Here is a 16,536-nt window from a genome sequence, read left to right on the forward strand (position 1 = left end):
AAAATATTCTCAGGGGTAGTTATGGCTAACAAAAAACATAGTGTGTTTAAAGCTCTTTCAATGGGCTTTGAAAAAGTTCTTGATGAGCGTGGTTATGATAATGGCGCTTATTATGTCAAGGATGGCAAGATTTGGATTTTTGATATTGTAGCTTTAAAGCAAAAATTAGGTGTCTCTTCAAATGAAGAATTAGAAGCACAAGATTATGATGTTGAGACATATCTTTCACTGGAAAAAGAACCGAACGAATTAGCAGCACTATATGAAGATATAGCTGTTGAAGATGGTGAAGCCGTTTATCTTGAAGGTGGAATGTATCTTTATCCTGATGGCTCAATTCGCTAATTAGTCCCTTTTAAAAGGATGCCTTAATAAATATTAGTTCGGTGAATGAATAGGGGCGAAATAGCCCCTTCTGAAGGTTTAATAGTTATCCCTCACTACTTCATCATACCTTTCTATAAACGTTAACTGTTTGTTGCTGTCACGATAAGTGTCAAGCCATTTATCTATAGCTTCATCAAATAAAAATAGAAAGTCTGTAAAGTTCAAATAAACAATGTCAGCGTGACACTGAGTTGGGTGGCCTCTTTTGCAAACAGCAATACTAAGGCGGCGCTCTTTACCTTGTGTCACCTTATGTGAATTCAGGTTAGTCATGTGTAAGAGTGAGTTTCTTAACTCATATAATTCATCAGATGTTATTTCAAGTTTTTTAATTTCTGAGTAAGTATCAAGCCAGTTTTGGAAAACCCTTTTGGAATTACCATATTCAATGTAAGCAATGGTGTCAATGAAGGACATTAACAGTTTGAAACTAGACAGATAATGTTTTTCATTAAAAAGCATTCTGATGGGCTTCATATGGTCGTCATTGAGTAATTTCTTAATATGAAAACCATCTTCTTTCATGTAATCATCAAGGTAATCAGGGAAGTTTTTAACACCTTCTATGTGGTGATGGGGCATGTGCTTATGCCTTAGTTGTTCAGACAATGATAGTTGGATGTGATAATGAAGTTTACCTTCTACTACTGGCGTAACAATAGATAAAGGGTGAAGGGGGGCATTCATGGCCTGTAAAGCTAATTCAAAAGGGGATAAATTGTTTCCTACCCTCATATTTGAATTATATCTTGCGAGAGTTAGTTGTTTGTCACCATCAAGCACAGAAGGGTGAATGTCATGAAATGACCTACAAGAAGCTAAATCAGTGTCTAACTGCTTGCGTAAAAATTCCAGTTTTTGATTATCGTCACCATCTCTTTCATGCGCAACGATTCCGCAATGCGTGATGTGAACTCCATCAGGACAAAAGCAGAAGATGTTATAAATGGTTTCTTTCATTTCCTTTGAAGCTCCTTATGCTGTGTCATCCTTATCATCTTAGTGAAAAGTTAGTTTGTGAGACAGTTATTTAGCCGCTATGGTTAGCCAGATTTCCTTTTCGATTCTTGAAATTTCCATAGTGACCCCTTCAATGACTTGCTAACGCTGAAGAATAGCCGTTTAGATGGCTAAATTAACAGTGAAAAACAGTGTTCATAGGTGGCTTAAAAAACCTATCGAAACCAGTATTATCAATAGCTGAAGCCTATTAACTGTTCTTTATTCAGAACAGGCATTATTCAGTGAATTTAATCCTGTTTAAATTTCTTCTTTGCTCCAAAGTAACCGCCAGCAGTTGAGGCCGCAATATAGGTAATCATAATCTGAATGGTGTTGCGGGAAACATCCGACACAAAGTCATCATCAAAGATGCTTATATAGCCATCAGACGTATCAGCCACACGTTGAATCAGGTCAATAAGCAATATGTGATTCAGATATAAAAAGGCCGCAACGTTAAAGATGGCAAGTACCCACCCCAACTTGCTCAACTCTTTACCTTTACACCATAAGTATGAGGTCATCCCACAACTGAACGAACAATAACCGATGATTGGGGCAATCAATGCCGCTGTGTGTAACATGCTCTTACCGTCTATGTTAGGGGCTATCAAGTGGCTTTCAAGATAATTGATTGGTCATGTGGTTACAATCAACCCTCAGTCGATGCAGTCTCAAAAGGAAGTGGTTTTGATACTGCTGAAAAGGGTCTTGAAAGGTGTGATTAGTTTGTCTCAAAAGGTTGATTTTGTTTTTTGGTACAGGTATTATTTTGATACTAGGTTTTGAGACAACTTTCAGGGAATCACCATAATGTCATCTGTAATCGCCTATGTCCGTGTATCAACTTCTGACCAGACTATTGAGAATCAGAAGCAGCAGATTAAAGAAGCTGGTTATCAGGTTGGTAAGTGGTTCTCTGATGAGGCTGTATCAGGTGGCATTAAGGCTACAGAGCGTAAAGGATTCGGTGACCTGCTGAATTATGTTCGTGAAGGTGACACGCTGATTGTTATCGCTATTGACCGCTTAGGCCGTAACACTATTGATGTGCTCTCAACCGTTGAGACTTTACAGGCTAAAGGTGTGAAGGTTATCAGTCTCCGTGAAGGATTCGACCTGTCTACACCAGTTGGTAAGGCTATGCTCACTATGATGGCTGGATTGGCTTCTTTAGAGAAAGACTTGATAGCAGAGCGTAGAACAGCAGGGATTAAACGTGCTCAGTCTGAAGGTGTCCATTGTGGCAGACCGATTAAAGCAACCGCTGAACAGGTTCAGGAACTAATTGGACAGGGGATGTCGCCAAAGCAGGTACAGGATGAGTTACAGATTAGTAAGGCAACTTTCTATCGACTGAACAAGTAACAATTAGATAGTGATTCACAATGCCCCTTTATCGGGGCTTTTTTATGTCTGGCGTTTATCAGGATCCCTGTAACGCATTCTAAGCAGTCTTTATTATTAACCTATGGGTTAGGGTTAACATCATTAAATAATCGCTTAGAACGCTGTACAGGCTCAGATATGTTCATTTTTTGCCATTGCTATGGAATCTTTGAAAAGGGCGCTACTAAGCAGAGGTATTCAGACTATCGAAAAATCTTAAAAGGTGCTTTAGATATGCTGGAAGTTTCCGGTGAAGCTGAAATAAAAATAGGTCTGGAAATTTTTTAGAAAAATAAAAATCCCGAAAATCTATCCACCAGCTTCAAGCCTCTTTCACGGATCCCGATATGGTTTACTGTCAAGGCACAAGGTGGAACCAGAATCACCGATGAGCGAAGCAAGGTGAGGTTAGAAGGGCTTCTTTAAAGAACTCTTAAAAGATACTCAGAGACAAGAAGATGAAAAACAAAGAACAAAAAGAATCTGTTAAGAGGTTTTCAGGGTAGCATAAAAAACAATCAATTACAATCGGTTGATGCAAATAAATCATGGTGATTCAGGGCGCTAGCCCTCTTAAAATTCCTTTTCAATCAATCTGTACAACCACCTTCTAACGCGGTTCAACGGTTCCCCCTTTGGGCGGGAGAACCTACCGCAAACACCCTATACCAGCCCTGCATACGCAATCTCTGAAAAGTAACCATTCCCAAGCGCCTGAAAAGTATCCTTCCAGTCATATATGCCTGACTTCAATGTTATTGATTTATAATAGGTTTTTGGTTGACTGAAATCTAAAAGCGCCTGTCACAAATTGTTAATAATGTTGACAAAATGTTAAATTTAGGTTAGTATGGTTTATTAGACAACGAATTGAGGTATCCACTATGTAATGTACAAAGCTAAAGTATTCAATGGAGTCAAGACTCCGGCTGGAAAGCCAATCACAGGTAAAGGCTTCTTCTCAGATGACCACGATTTAATAGATACCCCTGAATACCGCGAATCTCTTAAAAACACCCTCATCGAATTAGGTTACACCAGCTTCAATAAACCATTACCGGCAAGCACTAAACCTTACCGCAGAAGAGGAACACCCCGTAAGGCTATGGAGAATACACTTCAGCAATATTTTATTGATAAAGACTCAGTAAGTAACCTTCCTTCAAAAGTTGAGGATGTATTCACGGGTTGCGTTAATAGCTGTCCAGATAAGCTATCCCCATTTTTCTGCTTTAATTTAATGAAGCGATTAGGCGTTATTACAGCAGCCGCTGTAGAGGATGAAACAGGCTTTAGTAAAAGCTGGTGTAATGATATTACTCAGGCATTACAGTTAGCAATCATAATGATTGAACATTGCCATGATAAAGGCGAAATTCAGGTAATGTTTAACAGTGACTATGAAAACGATGAATTAGATTCTGACAGGGAATTAGAAGACATCCTTGATTTACACATTCAAAAGGCAGCATAAAATGAACCACACTTTAACACATATCGGTGAGCCAGCTTACCAGCAATTAAAAGCACTGGCTGAACACTTTGAAGTAAGTATTCCACAAGTCATCACTCTGATTATCAAAGGAGTCATTTAAATGAGCAAGACAAAAGCAGTCCGAATTAAAAAGACAGATAATCAACTTGTGAAGCTGACAGCCGTCACCGCTGAAACAACAATCAGAAAGACTCTGGAAAGTATGATTCTGAAGTCTTACGTAAAACACATTGAGGCAGTTAAATGAAAAACCGATTTTTGAATATGCTAAACAATCCTGTACCGCATCCCGATTTAACAGACGCAATTTTTAATTCGGTATCTGAACCAGAGTTATGCTTGACCGTCCTGAAAACTCTTCCAGAGATTAACCAAATCACTATTGCTACATTCTTCAGCGGTCAAGGGCTATCACTGATGGGTGCTGCACTAATCTATGAAATGGTACTCAAAGCACACGATGCAATGACAGATTTAATCTGGAATGAATACGAGGTAACCAATATGACTAATGGCTAACTATACAGTCGATGAATTCATCATCCAATTAGGTTTTAACGAGAACGTTTCAAAGAATCTTCAACGCCTCGAAAGCAGAACATTAAAAGTCGCTGAACGAATTGAAAAGAACCTTAACCGTGCATTTACCCCAAAGGGTAATTTCAATAGTGTGATTCAATCCGCTAATAACGCATCAAAACAAATTAACCGTGCATTCTCAAAGAGCATGAATTTTGATGAAGCTGGTAAATCATCGGTGAAGTCTGTAGAGAATGCTGCTAAGGCTTCTGCAAAGCGCATTAAAGACATGTATCAGGACGCTTACGGGGCTAAAGGAAAAGGTCGCTTGAATCCACCAGCCGGAAAGCCACAAGGCAGAGGCTCAGATTTAACAGCTTCTAATTCAATCCGTTCACTTGCTAATACTCAGTTCTATTCGAATCTGACCAGGCGTCTTGAGGGTATGGGTTCAACTGGACAAGCAAGGGCGATGAAATTACGCCAGCAGATTCACGGACTCCGTGATGACGCACTAGCCAATCCTTCAGCCAGCCTGAACCAGTTCCGTTTAGCTCTTCGTGCAGCCACTGACAGCGCGTCTAAATGGGCTTCTCAGAACCGCAAGCAAGATGGCTTATCAAGCTCATTCGGGCGTCTGGTAAGCGTTTCAGCGGCCTTATACGGGACATTTGAAGCAGTCCGTAAGGTGGTTGAAACAGGTGTAGCCCGTCAGGGTGTTAATCTCTCTGCTGAAGCTGTCTTTAAGGGTCAGGCTGGTGACGCTAAAACGTTCGCCGCGCAGTTCTCTGACCAAATCGGACAGGGTGTCACTGAGACCTTGAAACAGTACACTGGCTTTGCTGCTGGTGCTCAGAATTCGTTAGGTTATCAGGGTACACAGGACTTCTATAAGAACGCTGCAACGTTTGGTCGTATTCGTGGTCTGGATGCTGAACAGTTGAAGGGTATCATGGTTGCGTTCACTCAGATGGCGTCTAAGGGTCGTGTACAGGCTGAAGAACTCAGAGGCCAGTTAGGTGACCGCTTACCGGGTGCTGAACAGATGTTCGCAGATGCTTTGGGTGTAAACACTCAGCAGCTTGATAAACTGATGCAGAACGGCAAGTTACTGTCTAAAGATGTTCTCCCACGTGTATCTGCTCAGATGAAAAAGATGGCTGATGAAGCAGGTGGATTAGACCGTGTATCACAAATGGCTGTAACTGGTATCGGACGTGTTAAAGCAGCTTTAGAAAACGATTTAAACAAGGCTTTCACCAGCTCTGAAAAGGGCTTAGGTCAGTTCAATGCTTCTGTAGCTAACATGCTCAACGATGCTTCCCCAATCGCAGAGGCTTTAGGTCACATCCTCGGAAAGGTTGCCTCTATGACATCTGGAGCGGTTGACCATGTAGATGAGTGGAGCCGTAAACTCTCAGCCCTGATTCTACGCACATCAGCGTGGTATGACGACTTGTCAGACGGTCAAAAGAAACTGGTTGATTCGGCTGAACAATTTGCTATCGGGGCTGCTGGTGTTCTTGCTCTGGTTAAGTCTATCGCTGGAGTAGCTAACAAGCTGAAATGGTTAAGTGCTCTGTTAGGTGATGGTGCTGAAGCTGGTGCGGCTGCTGGTGCAGGTGGATTACTCAAGGGTGCATCCCGTTTAGCTGGGCCTGTTGGTGTCGCTCTGGTTGCTCATGATGCTGTAGACGCTTCAGGTGTTGAACAGAACTATCCAAACGCTGTAGGTACTGGAAACCCGATTGCTCAGGTTCTTAACTGGCTTACTAACCCTTCTAAGGTGTTGGGTGCTCAGGATGGTGACTCAATCACTAATAGCCCTTTCACACGTGCTATGGGTTCATTGGGTGACTGGCTTCAGGGTAACAATGCGCTGTCCGGTCAGGCTAATACATTTGCTGTACCGTCAATGTATAACCCTGCTCAGACAACTATCCGAAATGACCAGCGTATTAGCATTAGTGTGAATATGGATAGCCAGAAGATTGGAACATTCCAGACACAGGTTCTTACTGGTGGCTTTGAAGACCTGAATATTAACGCTGAACATTTGGGTGATTAATGACTGTTTGAGTTTTACAGATTAGAGTTATCGTGTGACAATGGTTCTCTGGTTTGCTTAATCAAAAAATCAACTGGTACAGGTCAAGAGGTATTTTGAGAAAGCAATGTAAAAGGGACTCTTCGGAGTCCTTTTTTATTTGTATTGAAAAGGTTCGATTATGAATGAAGACATATTACAAGGTAACAGGAAAAACCTGTCACACTATACATACTGAATTACGAAAGATTGGTGATTTGATTAACCCAATCCCGAATAAGAAATATCACATCAAAAGAATGATGACTAAAGCCACTCGCTTATTACTCATCAAATCAATCAGTGAAAGAATTAAAAATAACCGTTGACAATTTGTTAATATATGACAGAATGGTTATATGAGTTAGAGATATTCACTATCCATCAAATCACCGATTATTTCTAATTCCTCAGTTTCCTTCTGTTTATCTTCTCAGGCATCCATCCCGAATGAGTGACGGGAATTCAATTAGTAGGTGAGCAACCCAATTTATTAAAATTACAATCCCCGTATAGGTAACGTTGATTCGGCCTATACGGGTTTTGTTGTTTTTCTTATTCAAAAGGTATTAAACAATGAATAGCCCTACACAGAAACGTATTGAAATTGAAAATCATTACATTCCGAAAATTAAATCAGCTCTCGATAAAGTTGATGATGCGAAAGATATTTATGAATCCGATAAACTTAACCGTGATTTATTGGTGGCTATCAAAACAAAACAACTGATTGCACAACCAGTTGAAACGTATGGATTCAGAATCCGCCAAATCACAAGTCCGGCAATGATTACCCCAGTTGTTCAAAGCATGATGGAGCAGGGATTCACTGTTTATGAGATTAAAGAGGGTTTTATTAAGTTCATTCAGACGCCCAAATCTACAAAACATAATCCTTTAAATGAAATTGAGAAAGCTGCTAAATCAGACGCTGAGAAATTTGTTGATGCAGGAATCACTGAGAAAGCAAACAAGATAAATAAGGCCATCCATGCTCACAACGTATTGGTGAAACAGGCTAAAGAGGCGTTATCGGGGATTAAACCGCTCGAATCCTATCTGTCTGTGATGGTCGCTGATGGGGTGGGTAATGACTAACAAAGTCACAGAGGCCAACTACAAAGCTCAGATTGCCGCTTTACAGTCTCAATTAATGCAACGCCATACAGTGACTGCTATCGACGCTGTACAGCCTTTCTGTGAAGCAATAGGCATTAATCCTACTGATTACGTTAAGGCCACCAGTGCCATGAGCAACCAGCATAAAGCATTCTGCGACGGGATTCTGAAAACAGCGTCTTCAAAGGTCACCCGCTTGCAGCGTGATGCAACTGTACGAATTCTCGAAGCGCAGACAAAACGAAACAAAACCATAACAGCAGCCTCAGAAGCGATTGAAGTTGTTCAGTCGATGGGAGGGCTTTAATGCATCAACTCTTCAATGCTTATGGTCAGAAAGTACGAGCAAACATAGCTCTCAACCTTCACCCTTTTTATTTGGGGAAACTGGAAAGGCTGGCAAGCCGAATCGGTAGCGGGATTCAGTCAGAAGAACAGCGTCTAATACTGGCAATTGGTGAGATGATACGAAACGTGGAGACTGAACAATGAACCTTTACGCATTCAACCCACTGAAACAAAATGATAAGCAAGAGGTGCTTACCCCCGTAGCCTTTAATTTGGTCTTATCGCTACCTGAGCTGCTACTGAAAAGGCTGGATAAGGTCGGCTATGAACTGGTTAAGCGTTACGGTATTGCAGGGTGTAGTGATAAGCAGCGACATCACATCGCTATTGCTCATCTACTTGAAAAACATACATTTCGATGATGACTTGTACCTTAAAGAATCAGGCACTTCGTACCGTCAGGGTTTAGAAGCAAGACATCACCCCTCACCTCCATAGACGAAATGCAAATTTCACTGAAATCAAAATCTCCCAGCTTTCTCAGATGGTTTTGGACTTTAACTCTTGCCCCCTGTGGGGTATCCGCATGAACCAGAAACTTATAGATAACGCTGCTTTTTGACGTCAACTGAACCCGCGAATCATAAGAGGACATAAGTAATCTCCTGAATGCTACTTGCTTTATCACGATTCACTGTACATAAAACCAGCATGGGAATTAATTGGAACTGTCTGGTAAAGCTCTAAGCCATATCCTTGAAGTCGCTTAACATCTATACAAATCGAAGTTAGTGATTAGAGAGTTGTAATTAGCACCAGGTGGCCGGTTTGTGCGGCCTTGACCGCGATCTCGGCGGTTTCCGCATCGCGGATCTCGCCGATCATGATGACGTCCGGATCCTGGCGCAGCAGGGCACGCAGCACTCGGGTGAAGTTCAGCTCGGTTTTGGCGTTGATCTGGGTCTGATTGACGCCGAACAGCGGGATCTCGACCGGATCCTCGACGCTGCACAGGTTGCTTTGCGCATCATTCAACTGGCGCAGCCCGCTGTACAGCGTTACCGTCTTGCCGCTGCCGGTCGGGCCGGTCACCAGGATCAAACCTTGCGGGCAGGCCAACGCTGCCGCGTAGCGCGCCAGATCCGTCCGGCTCATGCCCAGTTGATCCAGCGGCAGCTCTTGCTGCTCGCCCTGCTGAACGCGCAGCACCACCTTTTCGCCGTGCAACGTCGGCAGGGTGGCGATGCGCATGGCATAGCGCGCGCTGTCCAGCGTCAGGCTGAGCTGCCCGTCCTGAGGTTGACGGCGCTCGGCGATATCCAGTTGGCCGAGGATCTTCAGCCGGGCGATGAGGCGCGCAGCCAGCTGCGGCGGCGGTGAGGCAAGGGTTTGCAGCACGCCGTCGATGCGCAGGCGAATGCGAAAATGCTGCCGAAAGGGCTCAAAGTGAATGTCCGAGGCGCGGCGCTGAATGGCCAGGCGCAGCGTCTGGTTGATGAACTGTACCACCGGCGCATCGCCGTCGTCGGGGTAGGCGATGTCGGTCGTGTCCTCTTCGGCCGTCAACGGCGCCGGGAGCGGCTCGTGGTGCTGGTTCAGCGCCATCTCCAGCCTGGCCGCCGGCCATTGTTCCAAATGGATGCGCTTGCCGGTGGCGAAACGCAGCGCCGCCAGCAGCCCCTGCGGCGCTTCTTCGCTGAGCGCGACCGTCAGGGTGGTCGGGTCTTCGCTCAGCGCCAGCGCCTGATAGCGCCGGCACAGGGCGTGAACCTCTTCGCTGATTTGCGCGTTCATCGCCATTACTCCGCCGCGTTGTCGAAGCGGAAGACTTCCTGGCACACCTCAACCAGCGTCGCGTTTTCGCTGCTGCACAGCCGGCTCCAGCGGGTCAGCCCATCGGCGTTAGACTTGGGGGTTAATGCCACCGCCAGGCCCTGCAGCGTTTGGCTGCCGGTCAGCGTGATCACGCCTTTGACGACTTTCACCCCGCTGACATAGCGCGATGTGCCGCCGGTGGGAATGCCTTTGCTGCCGGCCTCGCAGCCGGCGGGCGCGCCTTCGTCCAGCACGCACAGCTCGACCGCCATTTTATACGGCGCCATGGTTTGCAGCATGTCGGTCATCGCTGCTTTCTGGATGTAGCGCTGGTAGGCGGGAATGCCGATGGCGCTGAGGATGGCGATGATGGCGATCACCACCATCAGTTCTATCAGGGTAAAGCCGCGTTGTGTTTCCATGCGTTGTTTCCTCCATTGGGGTGTGGAAGACAACGGTAGCGGCTTGCTCGGGGGCACGGCGAGGGGCGGTTACGCGTTTCTCGGCGCGCTTCCATCAGTAATGATGTGGTTTGCAGCGGTGAAAAAAACGGTGAGAGGGGGTTCGCAATTTTACGGTAACGCCCCCGGCAGCGGCCGGGGGCGAGGGGATCATTTGAAGCGCATCGACAGATCGAGCGCGGTTACATGCTTGGTCAGCGCGCCGACCGAAATGTAATCCACGCCGGTCTCGGCGAAGGTGCGCAGCGTCTCGCGGGTGACGTTGCCGGACACTTCCAACTGGGCGCGGCCCTGGGTTTGGGCGACCGCCTGACGCATCATCTCTACGCTGAAGTTGTCCAGCATGATGATGTCGGCGCCGGCATCCAGCGCCTGCTGCAGTTCATCGAGCGACTCGACTTCCACTTCCACCGGCACGTCGGCGTGCAGCCAGAAGGCTTTTTCCACCGCGTTCTTGATAGAACCGGAGGCGATGATGTGGTTTTCCTTGATCAGGAAGGCATCGGATAGCCCCAGCCGGTGGTTGCTGCCGCCCCCGCACAGCACGGCGTATTTCAGCGCGGTGCGCAGGCCGGGTAAGGTCTTGCGGGTATCGAGCAGGCGAGTCCGGGTGCCTTCCAGCAGGGCCACGTAGCGGCTGACCTCGGTCGCCACGCCGGAAAGCGTCTGCACGAAGTTCAGCGCGGTGCGCTCGCCGGTCAGCATCACCCGCGCCGGGCCGCGCAGCCGGCAGAGCGGTTGGTTCGGCGTCAGACGGTCGCCGTCCGCCACCAGCCACTCCACCTGCACCTGATTGCCCAGTTGAATAAAGACCTCATTCAGCCAGCGGCGGCCACAGAACACGCCGGCTTCACGGGTGATGACGGTGGCTTCGGCCTGCTTGTCAGCCGGTAACAATTGCGCGGTAATATCGCGCCCGGCGTCGACTTCACCCCCCAGGTCTTCGCGCAGCGCCTGGGCGACGGCATAGGGAATATCACTTTCAATTCGTTCAAGAAGCTCGGTGCGGCGACTGTCGGCACTGTAGAGGCGTGTCGGCATGGAAAACTCCGAAATGGACGGTTAGATCGTAGGGGAACATGCTACTCTGTTGCAGGAATAAGTACCACCGCAGAGAGGTGTCTGATGCAGTTGGAAAATGGCTGGATTGTCGGGGCGACGCGAGTGCTCTCGCCGCACTGCGATCGGCGCCCGGATGACGAGCACCCCTCGCTGCTGGTCATCCACAACATCAGCTTGCCGCCCGGCGAGTTCGGCGGCCCCTATATCGACCAGCTGTTCACCGGCACGCTCGACCCTGCGCAGCACCCTTATTTCGCCGATATCCATCAGCTGCGAGTGTCGGCGCATTGCCTGATTCGCCGCGGCGGAGAGATCGTGCAGTATGTGCCCTTCGACCAGCGCGCCTGGCACGCGGGCGTTTCCCTGTATCAGGGGCGCGATCGGTGCAACGATTTCTCCATCGGCATCGAGCTGGAAGGGACTGACCAGTTACCCTACACCGAAGCGCAATATCGCACGCTGCAGGCGGTCACCGTGCTGCTGGCCGAACATTATCCACCGCTGGCGGCCAATATCGCCGGGCATTGCGATATCGCCCCCGGCCGCAAGACCGATCCCGGGCCGGCGTTCGATTGGGATCGCTATCTGGCATCTCTGGAACAACGAGGCGCGCCCGCCGACGCTATGCTTGAGACAAGAAAAAGGGAGAGGAATCGCTAATGACGCTGTTTACGCTGTTGCTGGTTTTGGCCTGGGAGCGCCTGTTCAAGCTGGGAGAACACTGGCAGCTGGATCATCGCCTCGAAGTGGTATTTCAGCGGCTGCATCGGGTTTCGCTGGCGCAGACGCTGGCGATGACCGCCGCCTGGATGGTGATCGTCTGGGGCGTTCTGTGGTTGTCGCACGGGCTGTTCTTCGGCGTGGTGACGCTGCTGCTGTGGATCGTCATCGATCTGCTGTGCGTCGGCGCCGGCATCAAGCGCAAACACTATCGCGCCTACCTGAAAGCGGCGCGGCAGGGGGATACCCATGCCAGCGATCAGATGGCGGAAGAGCTGGCGTTGATCCACGGTTTGCCGGTGGACTGCAGTGAAGAGCTGCGTCTGCGCGAGCTGCAAAACGCGCTGCTGTGGATCAACTTCCGTTATTACCTGGCGCCGCTGTTCTGGTTCGTGGTCTTTGGGCCGTACGGGCCGATCGCGCTGGCGGGGTATGCCTTCCTGCGCGCCTATCAAACCTGGCTGGCGCGCCACAATACGCCGCTGGAGCGTTCGCAGTCGGGCATCGATCATCTGCTGAACTGGCTGGACTGGATCCCGGTGCGTTTGGCCGGGGTGGCCTATGCGTTGTTCGGCCACGGCGAGCGCGCGTTGCCGGCCTGGTTCGCCTCACTCGGCGATCGGCATTCGTCGTCGTATCAGGTGTTGACGCGGCTGGCGCAGTTCTCGCTGGCGCGCGATCCGCATATGGATCCGGTGCAAACGCCGCGGGCGGCGGTGACGTTGGCGCGCAAGGTGACGATGATCATCGTGGTGGTGGTGGCGCTGTTGACCATTTACGGCACGCTGCTTTAAGCCGCAGAGAAAAAAAACGGGCGCCGAGGCGCCCGTTTTTTTTGGCCATTCGGCCAGGATTACAGCTTGGCGAAGCAGCGACGCGCGGCGTCGATGGTGCGCTGAATGTCTTCCTTGCTGTGCGCCACGGACATGAAGCCCGCTTCGAAGGCGGACGGCGCCAGATACACCCCTTCTTCCAGCATCAGGTGGAAGAAGCGCTTGAAGCGTTCCACGTCGCACTGCATCACGTCCTGGTAGCAGGTGACCGCCGGCGCGTCGGTGAAGAACAGGCCGAACATGCCGCCGACGTTGTTGACCACCAGCGGAATATTCTCCTCCTGCGCCGCGTGCAGCAGGCCAGCGGCCAGCATCTCGGTCAGTTCGGTCAGCGTCTGGTGCACGCCGACCTGTGAGACTTCGGTCAAACAAGCGTAGCCCGCCGCCATGGCGATCGGGTTGCCGGACAGGGTGCCGGCCTGGTAGACCGGGCCGGTCGGCGCCAGCGCCTCCATCACCTCGCGACGGCCGCCGAAGGCGCCCACCGGCATGCCGCCGCCGATGATTTTGCCGAGGCAGGTCAGATCAGGCTCGACGCCGTAATAGGATTGCGCGCCGGCCAGCGCGACGCGGAAGCCGGTCATCACTTCGTCGATGATCAAGAGCGCGCCGTACTTGTCGCACAGGGCGCGCAGGCCCGGCAGGAATTCCGGCAGCGGCGGCACGCAGTTCATGTTGCCGGCGACCGGCTCGACGATGATACAGGCGATTTCGGACGGGTACTGTTCGAAGGCGGCGCGCACCGAATCCAGATCGTTATAGGTGCAGGTCAGAGTGTGCTTGGCGAAGTCGGCCGGCACGCCCGGTGAGTTCGGCTGGCCGAGGGTCAGCGCGCCGGAGCCGGCTTTCACCAGCAGGCAGTCGGCGTGGCCGTGATAGCAGCCTTCGAACTTGATGATTTTATCGCGGTTGGTGTAGCCGCGCGCCAGGCGGATGGCGCTCATGGTGGCTTCGGTGCCTGAGTTCACCATGCGCACCATATCCATCGTCGGCACCAGCTCGGTGACCAGCTGCGCCATTTTGACTTCCATCTCGGTCGGCGCGCCGAAGCTCAGGCCGCGCTGCGCCGCTTCGATTACCGCGTCGCGGATCGCCGGGTGGTTATGCCCCAGCACCATCGGCCCCCAGGAACCGACATAGTCGATATAGGCCTTGCCGTCGGCATCGAACAGGTAAGCCCCGTCTGCCCGCTCGATAAACAGCGGCACACCGCCTACGCCGGTGAATGCACGCACCGGAGAGTTTACCCCGCCGGGGATCAACTGTTGCGCCTGGGCGTACAGACTTTCGGACTTGCTGTGTAGGCTCATAAATCGGCTCCTGGATTCTCTTTTGAATGATTTGACCGCGCTATTCTAGAGGAGAGCGCCGCGTTATGAAACGATCACAGTCAGATACCATTAACGGCAGCGCCCGCCGCCAGGTTGGGGTAGAATTATCGCCCTGCCTATTTGTATTACAAATTACCTGACGAATCACTCGCGATGACAGAATCACAATCACAGCCCGTCGGGACGTTGAGCCCGCGTCTGCGCCGCAGCGATGCGGTGCGTCAGTTTATTCGCCGCGATAAAACCCCGGTGGCGATCCTGGTGATGGCCGCGCTGGTGGGGGCGCTGGCCGGTTTGCTCGGCGTGGCCTTCGATAAAGCGGTGGAGTGGGTGCAGCAGCAGCGGCTGGCTTCGCTGGCGCAGGTCGCCGACTCCTGGCTTCTGGTGTGGCCGCTGGCGTTTATCCTGTCCGCCGCGCTGGCGGCGCTGGGCTATTACCTGGTGCGGCGCTTTGCGCCTGAGGCGGGCGGCTCGGGCATTCCGGAAATCGAAGGCGCGCTGGAAGAGCTGCGGCCGGTACGCTGGTGGCGCGTGATCCCGGTGAAATTCATCGGCGGCATGGGCACGCTGGGGGCGGGCATGGTGCTGGGGCGTGAAGGGCCCACGGTGCAGATGGGCGGCAACGTCGGGCGCATGGTATTGGACGTGCTGCGCATTCGCGGCGCCGAGGCGCGTCATACGTTGCTGGCGACCGGGGCCGCCGCCGGCTTGTCCGCCGCGTTCAACGCGCCGCTGGCCGGCATCCTGTTCATCATCGAAGAGATGCGGCCGCAGTTCCGCTACAACCTGATCTCGATTAAAGCGGTGTTTATCGGCGTTATCATGTCGAGCGTGGTGTTCCAGCTGTTTAACGGCCAGGGGGCGGTGATCGCGGTCGACAAACTTTCTTCGGCGCCCATCAATACCCTGTGGCTCTATCTGGTGTTGGGGGCAATCTTTGGCGCGGTGGGCGTGGGGTTCAACGCGCTGATCTTCCGCACCCAGGACATGTTCGCGCGCCTGCACGGCGGCAGAATGCGCAATGTCTTGCTGATGGGCGGGCTGCTCGGCGGCGTGTGCGGCATTCTGGGGCTGATCCAGCCGGAGGCAGCGGGCGGCGGCTTTGGGCTGATCCCGATCGCCGCGGCGGGCAACTACAGCGTCGGCATGTTGATGTTTATCTTTATCACCCGCATCTTCACCACGCTGCTGTGCTTCGGTTCCGGCGCGCCGGGCGGCATCTTCGCGCCGATGCTGGCGCTGGGCACGCTGTTCGGCACCGCCTTCGGGCTGGCGGGGGCGCATCTGTTCCCGCAGTACGGCATCGAGGCGGGCACCTTCGCCATTGCCGGCATGGGGGCGCTGTTCGCCGCCACGGTGCGCGCCCCGCTGACCGGCATCGTGCTGGTGCTGGAAATGACCGACAACTACCAACTTATTTTACCGATGATCATCACCTGCCTCGGCGCCACGGTGGTGGCGCAGCTGCTCGGCGGCAAGCCGCTGTATTCGTCGATCCTGGCCCGCACGCTGCAAAAGCAGGAGGCGCAGCTGGCGCGGGAGGCAGCGCAGAAAACAAGTAAGGAAAATACAACAAATGCGGTGAATACTTGAACGCAACACTCAGGTATCGGATAATCGTTAATATTAATCAGGCAGCCATAGTCGCGATCTGATGCTGAATAATGTTGGGAGTAAAGAGTATGAGTGATCAAACGGCACTGCCCCTGCAATTTACCGAGGCAGCAGCAAACAAGGTTAAATTCCTGATTGCTGACGAAGAAAACCCGAACCTGAAGTTGCGGGTTTATATTACCGGCGGCGGCTGCAGCGGATTCCAGTACGGCTTCACTTTTGACGACAAGGTCAACGATGGCGATATGACCATCGAGAAGCAGGGCGTGGCGCTGGTGGTCGATCCGATGAGCCTGCAGTACCTGGTCGGCGGTTCGGTGGACTACACCGAAGGGCTGGAAGGATCGCGCTTTGTGGTGACCAACCCGAATGCCAAAACCACCTGCGGTTGCGGTTCGTCGTTCAGCATCTGAGT

General features: G+C 50.9%; 18 protein-coding genes and 1 pseudogene. 13 read left to right on the forward strand and 6 right to left on the reverse strand.

The annotated features are described in order from the left end of the window. Positions 1-21: 21 nt before the first annotated feature. Positions 22-345, forward strand: coding sequence for a hypothetical protein (locus WFM45_RS20265; RefSeq protein WP_077139326.1), 324 nt, complete (start codon positions 22-24; stop codon positions 343-345). Positions 346-423: 78 nt separating this feature from the next. On the opposite strand, the gene WFM45_RS20270 is transcribed toward WFM45_RS20265, so the two are convergent. Together WFM45_RS20270 and WFM45_RS20275 are read right to left on the reverse strand one after the other, a co-directional pair. Continuing rightward, positions 424-1,347, reverse strand: a complete 924-nt coding sequence (locus tag WFM45_RS20270; RefSeq protein ID WP_024622760.1) for a hypothetical protein — start codon at positions 1,345-1,347, stop codon at positions 424-426. Between the two features lie 290 nt (positions 1,348-1,637). Beyond that, the gene (locus WFM45_RS20275; RefSeq protein WP_042893383.1) at positions 1,638-1,973 is read right to left on the reverse strand and encodes a hypothetical protein; all 336 of its coding nucleotides are present in this window, start codon (positions 1,971-1,973) and stop codon (positions 1,638-1,640) included. 229 nt (positions 1,974-2,202) lie between these two features. On the opposite strand from WFM45_RS20275, the gene WFM45_RS20280 reads away from it, so the two are divergent. The 8 genes from WFM45_RS20280 to WFM45_RS20315 all read left to right on the forward strand — a co-directional run bounded on the left by WFM45_RS20280 (position 2,203) and on the right by WFM45_RS20315 (position 8,707). Beyond that, entirely contained in the window at positions 2,203-2,757 is a 555-nt protein-coding gene (locus WFM45_RS20280; protein WP_032667372.1) for a recombinase family protein, read from the forward strand. 910 nt (positions 2,758-3,667) lie between these two features. After that, positions 3,668-4,252, forward strand: coding sequence for a hypothetical protein (locus tag WFM45_RS20285; protein ID WP_049012450.1), 585 nt, complete (start codon positions 3,668-3,670; stop codon positions 4,250-4,252). A 121-nt stretch (positions 4,253-4,373) separates the two neighbouring features. After that, positions 4,374-4,520 carry a hypothetical protein gene (locus WFM45_RS20290; RefSeq protein ID WP_164076823.1) on the forward strand — a complete coding sequence of 49 codons (147 nt, stop codon included), beginning with the start codon at positions 4,374-4,376 and terminating at the stop codon, positions 4,518-4,520. Beyond that, a complete protein-coding gene (locus tag WFM45_RS20295; RefSeq protein ID WP_032667374.1) occupies positions 4,517-4,792 on the forward strand; it encodes a hypothetical protein in 276 nt (91 codons plus the stop codon). Before WFM45_RS20290 ends, WFM45_RS20295 begins: the two co-directional genes overlap by 4 nt. Further along, a complete protein-coding gene (locus WFM45_RS20300) occupies positions 4,785-6,860 on the forward strand; it encodes a tape measure protein (protein WP_336957044.1) in 2,076 nt (691 codons plus the stop codon). The genes WFM45_RS20295 and WFM45_RS20300 overlap by 8 nt, the downstream gene beginning before the upstream one ends. Before the next feature lie 594 nt (positions 6,861-7,454). Further along, on the forward strand, positions 7,455-7,976 hold the full coding sequence (locus WFM45_RS20305; protein ID WP_336957045.1) for a hypothetical protein: 522 nt from the start codon (positions 7,455-7,457) through the stop codon (positions 7,974-7,976). Beyond that, a complete protein-coding gene (locus WFM45_RS20310; RefSeq protein ID WP_336957047.1) occupies positions 7,969-8,304 on the forward strand; it encodes a hypothetical protein in 336 nt (111 codons plus the stop codon). The genes WFM45_RS20305 and WFM45_RS20310 overlap by 8 nt, the downstream gene beginning before the upstream one ends. A 181-nt stretch (positions 8,305-8,485) precedes the next feature. Next, complete coding sequence (locus WFM45_RS20315; protein WP_336957048.1) at positions 8,486-8,707, forward strand: hypothetical protein; 222 nt, start codon at positions 8,486-8,488, stop codon at positions 8,705-8,707. Positions 8,708-9,089: 382 nt separating this feature from the next. Here the strand turns inward: WFM45_RS20315 and WFM45_RS20320 are convergent. The 3 genes and pseudogenes from WFM45_RS20320 to nadC all read right to left on the reverse strand — a co-directional run. Beyond that, positions 9,090-10,079, reverse strand: a pseudogene (locus WFM45_RS20320) (ATPase, T2SS/T4P/T4SS family); the annotation flags it as partial. A gap of 5 nt (positions 10,080-10,084) precedes the next feature. Next, positions 10,085-10,522, reverse strand: a complete 438-nt coding sequence (gene ppdD / locus WFM45_RS20325; RefSeq protein ID WP_033631793.1) for a prepilin peptidase-dependent pilin — start codon at positions 10,520-10,522, stop codon at positions 10,085-10,087. Positions 10,523-10,711: 189 nt separating this feature from the next. Beyond that, complete coding sequence (nadC, locus tag WFM45_RS20330; protein WP_336957051.1) at positions 10,712-11,602, reverse strand: carboxylating nicotinate-nucleotide diphosphorylase; 891 nt, start codon at positions 11,600-11,602, stop codon at positions 10,712-10,714. Positions 11,603-11,686: 84 nt separating this feature from the next. Between nadC and ampD the strand changes: the two genes are divergently transcribed. After that, on the forward strand, positions 11,687-12,283 hold the full coding sequence (gene ampD / locus WFM45_RS20335) for a 1,6-anhydro-N-acetylmuramyl-L-alanine amidase AmpD (protein WP_033631794.1): 597 nt from the start codon (positions 11,687-11,689) through the stop codon (positions 12,281-12,283). Beyond that, complete coding sequence (ampE, locus tag WFM45_RS20340; RefSeq protein WP_033631795.1) at positions 12,283-13,137, forward strand: beta-lactamase regulator AmpE; 855 nt, start codon at positions 12,283-12,285, stop codon at positions 13,135-13,137. The genes ampD and ampE overlap by 1 nt, the downstream gene beginning before the upstream one ends. 59 nt (positions 13,138-13,196) lie before the next feature. Here ampE and hemL read toward each other — a convergent pair whose 3' ends face one another. Next, positions 13,197-14,486 (reverse strand): glutamate-1-semialdehyde 2,1-aminomutase, encoded by a 1,290-nt coding sequence (gene hemL / locus WFM45_RS20345; protein WP_049242056.1) that lies wholly within the window; start codon positions 14,484-14,486, stop codon positions 13,197-13,199. Positions 14,487-14,660: 174 nt separating this feature from the next. Between hemL and clcA the strand changes: the two genes are divergently transcribed. Then, entirely contained in the window at positions 14,661-16,100 is a 1,440-nt protein-coding gene (gene clcA, locus WFM45_RS20350; protein WP_033634217.1) for a H(+)/Cl(-) exchange transporter ClcA, read from the forward strand. Positions 16,101-16,189: 89 nt separating this feature from the next. Further along, on the forward strand, positions 16,190-16,534 hold the full coding sequence (erpA, locus tag WFM45_RS20355; RefSeq protein WP_004932708.1) for an iron-sulfur cluster insertion protein ErpA: 345 nt from the start codon (positions 16,190-16,192) through the stop codon (positions 16,532-16,534). Positions 16,535-16,536: the final 2 nt, after the last annotated feature.

It is taken from the genome of Serratia sp. KG1D (genome assembly GCF_037150675.1).
Lineage (GTDB): Bacteria > Pseudomonadota > Gammaproteobacteria > Enterobacterales > Enterobacteriaceae > Serratia > Serratia nematodiphila.

What these genes read in the sequence shown, in the direction of transcription:
- WFM45_RS20285 (WP_049012450.1), top strand. Translation starts at nt 3,668, where the DNA reads ATGTACAAAGCTAAAGTATTCAATGGAGTCAAGACTCCGGCTGGAAAG.
- WFM45_RS20305 (WP_336957045.1), top strand. Translation starts at nt 7,455, where the DNA reads ATGAATAGCCCTACACAGAAACGTATTGAAATTGAAAATCATTACATT.
- ppdD (WP_033631793.1), bottom strand. Translation starts at nt 10,522, where the DNA reads ATGGAAACACAACGCGGCTTTACCCTGATAGAACTGATGGTGGTGATC.
- WFM45_RS20280 (WP_032667372.1), top strand. Translation starts at nt 2,203, where the DNA reads ATGTCATCTGTAATCGCCTATGTCCGTGTATCAACTTCTGACCAGACT.
- WFM45_RS20315 (WP_336957048.1), top strand. Translation starts at nt 8,486, where the DNA reads ATGAACCTTTACGCATTCAACCCACTGAAACAAAATGATAAGCAAGAG.
- WFM45_RS20290 (WP_164076823.1), top strand. Translation starts at nt 4,374, where the DNA reads ATGAGCAAGACAAAAGCAGTCCGAATTAAAAAGACAGATAATCAACTT.
- nadC (WP_336957051.1), bottom strand. Translation starts at nt 11,602, where the DNA reads ATGCCGACACGCCTCTACAGTGCCGACAGTCGCCGCACCGAGCTTCTT.
- clcA (WP_033634217.1), top strand. Translation starts at nt 14,661, where the DNA reads ATGACAGAATCACAATCACAGCCCGTCGGGACGTTGAGCCCGCGTCTG.
- WFM45_RS20275 (WP_042893383.1), bottom strand. Translation starts at nt 1,973, where the DNA reads ATGTTACACACAGCGGCATTGATTGCCCCAATCATCGGTTATTGTTCG.
- WFM45_RS20265 (WP_077139326.1), top strand. Translation starts at nt 22, where the DNA reads ATGGCTAACAAAAAACATAGTGTGTTTAAAGCTCTTTCAATGGGCTTT.
- hemL (WP_049242056.1), bottom strand. Translation starts at nt 14,486, where the DNA reads ATGAGCCTACACAGCAAGTCCGAAAGTCTGTACGCCCAGGCGCAACAG.
- WFM45_RS20310 (WP_336957047.1), top strand. Translation starts at nt 7,969, where the DNA reads ATGACTAACAAAGTCACAGAGGCCAACTACAAAGCTCAGATTGCCGCT.
- ampE (WP_033631795.1), top strand. Translation starts at nt 12,283, where the DNA reads ATGACGCTGTTTACGCTGTTGCTGGTTTTGGCCTGGGAGCGCCTGTTC.
- ampD (WP_033631794.1), top strand. Translation starts at nt 11,687, where the DNA reads ATGCAGTTGGAAAATGGCTGGATTGTCGGGGCGACGCGAGTGCTCTCG.
- erpA (WP_004932708.1), top strand. Translation starts at nt 16,190, where the DNA reads ATGAGTGATCAAACGGCACTGCCCCTGCAATTTACCGAGGCAGCAGCA.
- WFM45_RS20270 (WP_024622760.1), bottom strand. Translation starts at nt 1,347, where the DNA reads ATGAAAGAAACCATTTATAACATCTTCTGCTTTTGTCCTGATGGAGTT.
- WFM45_RS20295 (WP_032667374.1), top strand. Translation starts at nt 4,517, where the DNA reads ATGAAAAACCGATTTTTGAATATGCTAAACAATCCTGTACCGCATCCC.
- WFM45_RS20300 (WP_336957044.1), top strand. Translation starts at nt 4,785, where the DNA reads ATGGCTAACTATACAGTCGATGAATTCATCATCCAATTAGGTTTTAAC.